General features: G+C 70.2%; 1 protein-coding gene and 1 pseudogene. One reads left to right on the forward strand and one right to left on the reverse strand.

The features are described from left to right. The first annotated feature begins 751 nt into the window (after window positions 1-751). A complete protein-coding gene (locus ACFYX0_RS47385; protein ID WP_388981956.1) occupies window positions 752-2,176 on the forward strand; it encodes an IS1380 family transposase in 1,425 nt (474 codons plus the stop codon). Window positions 2,177-2,365: 189 nt separating this feature from the next. Here ACFYX0_RS47385 and ACFYX0_RS47390 read toward each other — a convergent pair. Then, window positions 2,366-2,560: pseudogene (locus ACFYX0_RS47390) on the reverse strand (IS630 family transposase); the annotation flags it as partial.

A 2,560-nucleotide genomic window follows, 5' to 3' on the forward strand; every position in this document is an offset into this window, starting at 1 on the left:
CCCGCTGAACACGCGCCACACCGCCGCACCCTCCCCTTTACAGCCCCGCATCCTCACGCCAGAGCACTGCACGGCAGACGACGGCTGCCCAGGCCACAACGCACCGACCTGGCTGCCGGGAGGGCAGTCCTCAGGCGCGCTCTGCTCGCGTCGTGCTCGCCACCGCAAGACCGGGCCGAACTGCCGGCTTGCGGCCCGGAGAGCACTTGGGCGGCGCCGGCTCGGCATGGATGCGGCCTACGGCGGCGCGTCGCCGAAGGCGAGGGCCGGGGCCGACCACAGGGGCGGTGCGCGGTGCGCGGGGCGGCCAGAGTCCTCGCCTACCGGCACGACCGCCCTGCCCGGGGCTGAACCGCCGGGCGTGGCACGCCGAGAGGGCACCTGTGCCTTCGAGAGCCTGCTCATCGATGCGGCCCGGCACGGGGTGGAGCCTGATGGTGCCGGCGCAGTCGGTGAACTCCTGCGGCCGGACACACGATCCGGTGGCGCGTCGAGCTCCCGCACGCGGCCGTCGGTCAACTCCCCCATCGGCTGTGCACACTGACACACAGGGCGTCCCGCATCAGTGAGCTGGTCCTCCACGCCGCCGACGCCGGGTGGCTCGTCTCGTTCTGGAGCGAGGTCCTCGGTCACGTCGAACGCGGCCGCAAGGGCGACTAGCCTCCACGTTTCACTTGCGGTGGCGTCCGGATCTTGATCGGAAAAGCGAAAGTGCCTTCTGAGCTGGGATGATGAGGCTTGTCGAAGGTCTCTGTCATCACAGCAAGAAGGCACTTTCTGCGTGCACACTACCGGGTCGCGTCCCAAGCTCGTCGTCTCCGCCGACGGCCGCGGGGTGGTCAGCCATGCCAGATCCCGCCTGCTGGCCGATCTTGCCGATGTCACTGGCCTGACCGGCGCGTTCACGGACGCGCTGCGCAGGCTTCGACCACATGGCACCGGGCACGCCCCGGGCCGGATCGCGGTCGATCTGGCAGTGATGCTCGCCGACGGCGGCGAGGCGATAGCGGACCTGGCCCTGCTGCGGGACCAGACGGAGGTCTTCGGCCCGGTCGCCTCCACCCCGACCGCCTGGCGCCTGCTGGCCGACATCGACCCGGCCGCACTCGCCCGCCTGCGCTCGGCGAGAGCTGCCGCCCGGGAGGTCGCCTGGCTGCAGGCCGCCGAGACCACCGGCGGGATACCCGCGGCCCACGCCGGCGGACGCGACCTGCCGGGCCTGGTCCTGGACCTCGATGCCACCCTCGTCACCTGCCACTCGGACAAGGAGCAGGCGGCGGCCACCTATAAACGCGGCTACCACCCGCTGCTGTGCTTCCTGGACAACACCGGCGAAGCCCTGGCCGGGGTGCTGCGGCCGGGCAATGCTGGCGCCAACACCGCCGCCGACCACATCACAGTCCTGGACGCGGCCCTGGCCCAGATCCCCGACGCCCACCGCCACGGCACCGACATCCTCATCCGCGCCGACAGCGCCGGAGGCGCGAAAGCCTTCCTCGCCCACGTCCGAGCACTGCGCGAACGGGGTATCCGCACCTCCTTCTCCGTCGGATACGCCGTCACCGAACCAGTCCGCCGCGCAATCCGGGCCCTGCCCGTCCACCTGTGGCACCCTGCGCTGGAGCAGGACGGCACCCTGCGGACTGGCGCCGAAGTGGCAGAACTGACCGGCATGGTGGACCTGGCCGACCACCCGGACGGCACCCGGATCATCGTGCGGCGCGAGCGCCCACATCCCGGCGCCCAGCTGTCTTTGTTCGATCTCGACGAGGGCATGCGCCACCAGGTCTTCCTCACCGACACCCCTCACGGCGAAGGCTCCCTGCAGCATCTGGAGGCCCGCCACCGTGCGCACGCCCGCGTCGAGGACCGCATCCGCTGCGGCAAGTCCACCGGTTTCGGCCGCTTCCCCTCCCGCCACTTCGCCATCAACACCGCCTGGCTCGAACTGGCCCTGACCGTCGACCTACTCGCCTGGACCCAAGTTCTGCTACTGACCGCCGAATTGGCATCCGCCGAGCCGAAGAAGCTCCGCTACCGACTGTTGCATGCAGCCGCCCGCCTCACCCGCGGCGGCCACCGCCTCCACCTGAGGATCTCCGCTACCTGGCCCTGGCGAGACGAGCTCCTCGCAGCGTTCACCCGCCTCACTGCCCTGCCACGGCCAGCCACCTGACCGGCAGCACCGTCCCTGCTCACCCACGACCCGAGGAACTGGAGCACCCGACCCGAGCGTCGGGCCCCAGCCATGCCCGCTTGACAGCAGGCGGCCAGAACCACGGTCCGCCGCGATCAACCCGGCTGATCCCTCCCAACCGAAACGCGGAGGCTAAGTGGTCCGGTCCGGAAGTCCTTCGGGGGTTGATCATGTGGCTGACCCGGCGGAGGATTCTTCCTGGTGATGGGTGGTGTGCCGGTCGATCCTGGCCAGCAGATCGTCCAGGTCGGAGGTGGTGAACTTCCAATGGAACGGCTGTGCCGTGGCGTTGTAGCGGTCTTCGAAGGCTCGGAGTCGGTTCCCGACCTCGGTCAGGTCGGTGAAGTCGTTGGGCGAGACGAC

This window comes from Streptomyces sp. NPDC002573, assembly GCF_042889625.1.
Lineage (GTDB): Bacteria > Actinomycetota > Actinomycetes > Streptomycetales > Streptomycetaceae > Streptomyces > Streptomyces gibsoniae.